The sequence below is a fragment of the Kitasatospora sp. NPDC056783 genome, from assembly GCF_042789895.1.
Lineage (GTDB): Bacteria > Actinomycetota > Actinomycetes > Streptomycetales > Streptomycetaceae > Kitasatospora.
Window position 1 is genome coordinate 23064 of record NZ_JBHUAF010000064.1, and the last position, 7458, is coordinate 30521.

At 71.8% G+C, this 7458-nt stretch carries 6 protein-coding genes; 3 read left to right on the forward strand and 3 right to left on the reverse strand.

Features of this window, described 5'->3' with window-relative positions:
* The first annotated feature begins 184 nt into the window (after window positions 1–184).
* On the forward strand, window positions 185–1498 hold the full coding sequence (locus ACFRMQ_RS12915) for a TerD family protein (protein WP_380730068.1): 1314 nt from the start codon (window positions 185–187) through the stop codon (window positions 1496–1498).
* A 123-nt stretch (window positions 1499–1621) separates the two neighbouring features.
* Window positions 1622–2587, forward strand: coding sequence for an SGNH/GDSL hydrolase family protein (locus ACFRMQ_RS12920; RefSeq protein ID WP_380730070.1), 966 nt, complete (start codon window positions 1622–1624; stop codon window positions 2585–2587).
* Between the two features lie 63 nt (window positions 2588–2650).
* Here the strand turns inward: ACFRMQ_RS12920 and ACFRMQ_RS12925 are convergent, their stop codons facing one another.
* Entirely contained in the window at window positions 2651–3343 is a 693-nt protein-coding gene (locus tag ACFRMQ_RS12925) for an RraA family protein (protein WP_380730072.1), read from the reverse strand.
* A gap of 149 nt (window positions 3344–3492) precedes the next feature.
* Between ACFRMQ_RS12925 and ACFRMQ_RS12930 the strand changes: the two genes are divergently transcribed.
* On the forward strand, window positions 3493–4086 hold the full coding sequence (locus tag ACFRMQ_RS12930) for a Uma2 family endonuclease (protein ID WP_380730075.1): 594 nt from the start codon (window positions 3493–3495) through the stop codon (window positions 4084–4086).
* Window positions 4087–4144: 58 nt separating this feature from the next.
* On the opposite strand, the gene ACFRMQ_RS12935 is transcribed toward ACFRMQ_RS12930, so the two are convergent.
* Entirely contained in the window at window positions 4145–5074 is a 930-nt protein-coding gene (locus ACFRMQ_RS12935) for a proline dehydrogenase family protein (protein ID WP_380730077.1), read from the reverse strand.
* A 162-nt stretch (window positions 5075–5236) separates the two neighbouring features.
* Complete coding sequence (gene pruA, locus ACFRMQ_RS12940) at window positions 5237–6865, reverse strand: L-glutamate gamma-semialdehyde dehydrogenase (protein WP_380730079.1); 1629 nt, start codon at window positions 6863–6865, stop codon at window positions 5237–5239.
* Window positions 6866–7458: the final 593 nt, after the last annotated feature.

Genomic DNA, 7458 nt, shown 5'->3' on the forward strand with positions numbered 1-7458 from the left:
ACCGCTCGTCGAGCCGCCCCTCCGGCCGTTCCTCACGGCCGTTCGTCACGGTCATCCGACGATCCGACAGCCGGCCATCCGGACGGGCGCATCGCCGCACCCTCGTTCGTTACTGTGGGCAGCACCCGGCCCGGAGCCCCGACGGGCCCGGCCGGGCCGCCGTTCCGCACCCGAGGAGGAGTCCGTGTCCACCGTCCTGACCCAAGGCGGCAACGCACCGCTGACCGCCGCGCGAGTGACCGTCGAGGTCAGCGCGCCCAAGGCGCTGGACGTCTCCGGCCTGCTGCTGACCGACGCGGGCAAGGTCCGCTCGGACGACGACTTCGTCTTCTTCAACGCCCCGAACGGCCCCGGGGTCAGCCACCACCCGGCCGCCCTCGGCACCCCCGACGCGATCACCGTCGACACCCGGACCGTCCCGGCCGGCATCAGCAAGATCGTGGTCACCGCGAGCCCCGCCGACCAGGTCTCCACCTTCGCCGGGACGGAGCCCACCGCCACCGTCCGCGACGCCGACAGCGGCGAGGTCCTGGTCACCTTCACCCCGCCCCGGCTGGGCCTGGAGACCGCGCTGATCGTGGTCGAGGTCTACCGGCGCGGCGGCGCCTGGAAGGTGCGAGCGGTCGGCCAGGGCTACGCCAACGGCCTCGCGGGCATCGCCACCGACTTCGGCGTCACCGTCGACGACTCCCCGGCCACCACGACCCCGGCCACCCCTCCGGCTCCGGTCGCCCCGCCGCCCCCGGCGGCCCCGACCCTCCAGCTCCCCGTCCCGCCGAGCGCCCCTCCGGCACCGACCGCTGCCCCCACCACCCCCACGGTCGACCCGCGGATCGCCCTCGCCACCGGCCAGACCACCGTCCCGGCCATGCCCTCGGCTCCCCCGGCCCCGGCCGCGCCCCCGGCCCCGGCCGCCCCCGCCAAGGTCACCCTGGACAAGGGCCGGGTCAACCTGGTCAAGGGCAGCTCCGTCTCCCTGGTCAAGAACGGCCGCCCGTTCCTCTCCTCGGTCCGGATGGCCCTCGGCTGGAAGTCCGCCGCCCGAGGCCGCGACATCGACCTGGACGCCTCCTGCCTCGCATTCGACGCCGGCCGCAAGCGGCTGGAGACGGCCTGGTTCATGAAGCTGAACATCTTCAACGGCGCGATCTCCCACTCCGGCGACAACCTGGTCGGCGGCGAGGGCGGCGACGACGAGGTGATCACCGTCCACCTGGAGGGCCTGCCGGCCGAGGTCCACGGGCTGGTCTTCGTGGTGAACTCCTTCTCCGGCCAGAAGTTCACCGACGTGCGCGACGCCTACTGCCGGTTGCTCGACGCCCGGACGGAGGAGGAACTGGTCCGCTTCGACCTCACCAACTCCCAGCCGCAGACCGGTGTGGTGATGTGCAAGCTGGTCCGCCGCCCGGGCGGCGAGTGGGAGATGACGGCGCTCGGCGAGTACGTCGACGGCAAGACCGCCCGGGCGATGGTCGAGCCCGCCGCCGCGATGCTGTAGCCGCCCGGCGTCACCTTCACACCCCGCGAATCACCCTCCCGAGGCATCAAGTCGTCCACACGGCGACTCGAATGACTCTCAGGGGGGTGAATCGCACTCTCCCCCGCCCCAAGGAGGAGAGCCGTGCCACCCTTCCTGTCCCGCCTCGCCATCGTCGCCACCGCCGCCGCGCTCGCCGCCGGGCTGATCACCCCGACCACCGCCCAGGCCACCGCCCGGCCGGGCACCCGCACCGGCGCACTGCGCTGGGCGGCCCTCGGCGACTCCTACACCGCCGGCGTCATCGAGGCCACCGGCGACGAGACCGCGCCACTCGACGGCTGCGCCCGCACCGTCGGGTCGTATCCCGAGATCATCCGCCGCGACCTCGGCTCCCTGGTCGACCTGCGCAACGCCGCTTGCGGCGGCGCCGCCACCGAGAACGTGTACGCGACCAAGCTCTCCCCGATCGGCCGCCCGCTCCCGCCGCTCGGCACCGACCCGAACGCCCCCTACCCGCCCGTCCCGCCGCAGATCGACACCGTCACCCCGGACACGGACCTCGTCACCGTCGGGATCGGCGGCAACGACCTCGGTTTCGGCGGGATCCTCAAGGACTGCGTCGAACTCGGCGCCACCCACCTCGGGCAGGGCACTCCCTGCAAGGACAAGCACGACGCCGGCCTGCCCGACCTGATGCGCCGACTGAACGCCGACTACGGCACCATGCTCGACGCGCTGCACGCCAAGGCCCGGTCCGCCCGGGTGATCACCGTCGGCTACCCGCACCTCATCCCCGAGAGCGCGGGCCTCTGCCGCTTCGGGAACCTCCTGCAGTTCGGCACCTTCACCACCGGCGACCTCAGCTGGGCCCGCACCGCGATCCTGGAACCGCTCAACGGGATCATCGCCGCCCAGACCGCCCACCACCAGGACACCTTCGTCGACCTCTACCCCTCCACCGCCGGCCACAGCGTCTGCGACGCCGACCACTGGCTGGACGGCGTGCTGACCAGCGTCATCCCCCTCGAGTACGCCGTGGTGCACCCCAACGCCGCCGGCCAGGCGCACACCGCCACCCTGGTCGAGGACGCCGTCCTCGGCGGCTGACCGCCACCCGGTCGACGACTTGGCCCGACTCGACGTCACATGCCCTGCGTCGTCGATGGATTGCTACTCCTCGATCGCCCCGCCGACCCGCCGCAGGTGCTTCCGGAAGGTGTACGACGGGTCGGCGGCGCGGCGCTCCAGGTACTCGTCGAAGGCGGTCTGCCGGCGCAGCGTGTCCCCGGAGGCGATCCGCCCCGCCTGGGCGCGCTCGGTGCGGGCGATCGCGCCGGCCGCCTCCAGCACCTCCGCGAGCCGGTCGGCGGGGACGAACAGCACCCCGTCCGCGTCGGCGAACACCACGTCCCGGGCGCCCACCGGGTGCGGCCCGAACTTCACCGACAGCGGCACCTCCGGCTCCCGGCCCTCCAGCCGCACCGGGCCGAGCGGCAGCGCGCCGTAGCTGAACACCGGCAGCCCGATCTCCACCAGCTCCGCGGTGTCCCGGTGCAGCCCCCACACCACGATCCCGGCCACCCCGGCCGCCCGCGCCTCCAGCGCCGCGAGGTCCCCGACGCAGGCCTCGTCGGTCCGTCCGCCGTTGTCGATCACCAGCACGTCCCCGTCCCGGGCCGCGGCGTAGGCCTCCAGGAACACGTCCACGCTCCCGTAGTGCCGCACCGGCAGCGCCCGCCCCGCCACCCGGGCCCCGGCCACCACCGACCGCACCCCCGTCGGCGCCACCCGCACAGCCACCCCGAGCCGCACACACGCATCCGCCACCAGCGGTGTGGACAGTTCCTCGAAGGCCTTCAGCATCCCCAACTCCTCCACTCGAAAAGCTAGTTCATCAGCAGGAAGATCTTAGGGCCGACCTCAAACTCACACCATCGAGTGAAACTCCGCCGTATGCGGCAGAACCGGGCCCGCCCGTGACTAACGTGACGCCCACCTGAAGGAGGGGCATCATGAGCGCTGTGTCGCATGAGCAACCGATCACGGGCCCCCCATCGCAGGCCGACATCCTGCTGGAGGGCTTCCTGAGCCTGCACTCCCCCGAAGGCTTCCGGGCCGAGCTCATCGAGGGAGAGATCACCGTGGCACCACCGCCGGACGGCGATCACGAGGACCACATCAACCACCTGCTCAAGCAGGTGATCCGGCGTTCCGAGACCGACATGAGCGTTTCCGGCGGCAAGGGCCTGCGCCTCGTGAGCGGCGGGCTCTGCCCGAAGAACCACGTAATCCCCGACGCCACCTTCGCCCCCGAGGAACTCCGCCTCTTCCGCGGCGCACCGTCCTGGATGGAACCGGACGGCGTCGCCATGGTCGCGGAGGTGACGTCCGCCAAACCGGACCAGGACCGGATCGCCAAGCGGCACTGCTACGCCCGGGCCGGCATTCCGCTGTACCTCCTCATCGACCGCGAGAAGTCACAGGTCAGCCTCTTCGCCAGGCCGCACCGTGAGGAGTACACCGAGGTCCACCTGGCCGCGTTCGGTGAACCGCTCGCCCTCCCCGCTCCCTTCGGATTCGAGCTCGACACCAAACCGTTCCTCTGACGCACGACGGCCCGCACCCCCCGTCAGGGGTGCGGGCCGTAGCCGTGGGGCGCCTGGGTCAGCCGCGGGTGGCCATGGCGCGCAGGAAGAAGGTCAGGTTGGCCGGGCGCTCGGCGAGGCGACGCATGAAGTAGCCGTACCACTCCTGGCCGTACGGGAGGTACACGCGCATCGTGTTGCCCTCGCCGGCGAGGCGCAGCTGCTCCTCCGGGCGGATGCCGAACAGCATCTGGTACTCGAAGGAGTCCCGCTTGCGGCCGTTCCACTGGGCCAGCTGGCCGGCGATCTTGATCATGTTGGGGTCGTGCGAGGCGATCATCGGGTAGCCCTCGCCCGCCATCAGGACCTTCAGGGCCCGGACGTACGCGAGGTCGACCTCGTGCTTGCCCTGGAAGGCGACCGACTCGGGCTCCTTGTAGGCGCCCTTGCACAGGCGCACCCGCGAGCCGGGGCCGGAGAAGTCGCGGCAGTCGGCCTCGGTGCGGCGCAGGTAGGCCTGGAGCACGACGCCCACCCACGGGAAGTCCTCGCGCAGCTCCCGCGCGATGGACAGGGTGGAGTCGGTGGTGGTGTGGTCCTCCATGTCGAGGGTCACCGTGGTGCCCGCGTCGGCGGCGAACTCGCAGATGCGGCGGGCGTTCTCCAGCGCGATCTTCTCGCCGTCCACCGGGAGGAACTGGCCGACGGCCGACAGCTTGACCGAGACCTCGGCGCCGGCCGCGAGGCCGGTCTCCTTGAGGGCCTTGAGCAGGTGCTCGTAGGCCTCGGCGGTGCCGGCGGCCTGGGTGGCGTCCTGGGTGTCCTCGCCGAGGTGGTCCAGGGTGACCTTGCGACCGGTGGCGATCAGGTCGTCGGTGGCGGTGACGGCGTCGTCGAGGACGTCACCGGCGACGAAGCGCTCGACGATCGCGTGGGTCGGCGGGAACTTCTCGACCACGGTACGGACCTGCGGGGACCGGGAGGCCGCGAGAAGGGCGGAACGGAGCATCGTGACTCCTGGAGCTGGTGCTTCTTAAGGATGGCAGAAAGGGCCGGGGCGGCGGTGCGGGGATGGGGCACCGCCGCCCCGGGAGGCGGCGCCCGGCTGCGGGACCGGGCGTCGCGGGGTGACCGGTGGCTACTGGACGAGCCGGATGGTCACAGGGGCTGGTCAGCCCATGTGCGGGTAGCGGTAGTCCGTCGGCGGGACGAAGGTCTCCTTGACCGAGCGGGTCGAGGTCCAGCGCGCCAGGTTCTGCTTGGCGCCGGCCTTGTCGTTGGTGCCCGAGGCCCGGCCGCCGCCGAAGGGCTGCTGGCCGACGACGGCGCCGGTCGGCTTGTCGTTGATGTAGAAGTTGCCGGCGGCGAAGCGCAGCTTGTGCATCGCGTCCTGGGCCGCGGCGCGGTCCTGGGAGATGATCGAGCCGGTCAGGCCGTAGGGCGACACCGACTCCATCTGGGTCAGCATCTCCTCGTACTTCTCGTCCTCGTAGACGTACACGGCGAGGATCGGGCCGAAGTACTCGTCCTTGAAGTACTCGCTCGACGGGTCCTGGCAGACCAGGACGGTCGGGCGGACGAAGTAGCCCACCGAGTCGTCGTAGGTGCCGCCGGCCAGGACCTCGACGGCGTCGTCGGCCTGGGCCCGGTCGATGGCGGCCTTGTTCTTGGCGAAGGAGCGCTCGTCGATGACGGCCGACATGAAGTTGGACAGGTCGGTGACGTCGCCCATGGTGAGGCCGTCGACCTCGGCGGCGAACTCGTCCTTGAGGCCGGCCCAGATCGACGCCGGGACGTAGGCGCGGGAGAGCGCCGAGCACTTCTGGCCCTGGAACTCGAAGGCGCCGCGGGTCATCGCGGTCTTCAGGACCTTCGGGTCGGCGGACGGGTGGGCGACCAGGAAGTCCTTGCCGCCGGTCTCGCCGACGATCCGCGGGTAGGTGCGGTAGCCGGAGATGTTGGTGCCGACCTCGCGCCACAGGTGCTGGAAGGTGGCGGTGGAGCCGGTGAAGTGGATGCCGGCCAGCGCGGGGTGCTTGAGCGCGACCTCGGAGACGGCCAGGCCGTCGCCGGTCACCATGTTGATGACGCCCTTGGGCAGGCCGGCCTCCTCCAGCAGCTGCATCAGCAGGTGCGCGGAGTACTGCTGGGTCGGGGACGGCTTCCACAGCACCACGTTGCCCATCAGCGCGGGCGCGGTCGGCAGGTTGCCGGCGATCGCGGTGAAGTTGAACGGGGTGATCGCGTAGACGAAGCCCTCCAGCGGGCGGTGGTCGCTGCGGTTCCACACGCCGTCCGAGGAGATCGGCTGCTCGGCCATGATCTGGCGGGCGAAGTGCACGTTGAAGCGCAGGAAGTCGACCAGCTCGCAGGGGGTGTCGATCTCGGCCTGCTGGGCGGTCTTGGACTGGCCGAGCATGGTGGCGGCGGCCAGGGTCTCGCGCCAGGGGCCGGCCAGCAGGTCGGCGGCCTTGAGGAAGATCGCGGCGCGGGAGTCGAAGGAGAGCGCCTGCCAGGCCGGAGCGGCGGCCAGGGCGGTGTCGATGGCCTCCTGCGCGTCGGCCTGGGTGGCGTTGCGCAGGGTGCCGAGCCGCGCCGCGTGGTTGTGCGGCTGGACGACGTGGATCTCGGTGCCGCCGCCCATCCGGCGCTCACCGTTGATCGTCATGGTCAGCTGGACCGGCTCCTGGCCGCCCAGCTCCTTCAGCTTGGCCTCCAGACGAGCCCGTTCCGGGCTGCCGGGGGCGTAGCTGTGGACCGGCTCGTTCACCGGCGCGGGGACCTGGGTCACAGCGTCCATAGAGCGCACGCTCTCCTTCGTTCAATGCGGGGGGATTGCCGGCGCGGGTCGCGCACCGGCCACAGCACGAACGCTATTCCTGGCCACCGGGCCACTTGATTGGCCGGGCGGCTAAATTCCCCCGTACGGCGTTGTCCGGCCCGACGAACAGGGTCACGCCCCGGTCACGAACCGCCTCCGACCGCCCCATCCGTCACACCACCTCATGCGACCGGCTCACGCCTTCGGGCCACCCGACCGGCTCGCACCACGGCGCTCGCCCTCCGGCCGTTCACCCCCCCCGGCGCCCCCCCGCCGGCGCGCCCCCCCCCCCCCCCCCCGCCCGCGCCCGCGGGCGGCCGCGGCCCCTGGAGGGTGACCGCCGAATGGATCTCTGTCCGATCGGCTAAAATCGGCGACAGACCGTTGTCCGAGCGGATGAAGGAGGACCGGCGTGACCACTCCCGGCCTGCCGCTCCGTCAACTGCTGATGTCCCTCGGCGAACCGCTGGTCGAGCTGCAGGCCGCCCCGCTCGGGCTGGACGTGCCGGTGCGCGACGTCGCGATCCTCGACCCGGAGGACCCGCCGGCCGCCGCCCCCGGCGAGCTCGTGC

Bases quoted from the DNA above. Each gene is read 5' to 3' on its own strand.
- ACFRMQ_RS12925 (WP_380730072.1), bottom strand. From the start codon at position 3,343: ATGCTGAAGGCCTTCGAGGAACTGTCCACACCGCTGGTGGCGGATGCG.
- ACFRMQ_RS12930 (WP_380730075.1), top strand. From the start codon at position 3,493: ATGAGCGCTGTGTCGCATGAGCAACCGATCACGGGCCCCCCATCGCAG.
- ACFRMQ_RS12935 (WP_380730077.1), bottom strand. From the start codon at position 5,074: ATGCTCCGTTCCGCCCTTCTCGCGGCCTCCCGGTCCCCGCAGGTCCGT.
- pruA (WP_380730079.1), bottom strand. From the start codon at position 6,865: ATGGACGCTGTGACCCAGGTCCCCGCGCCGGTGAACGAGCCGGTCCAC.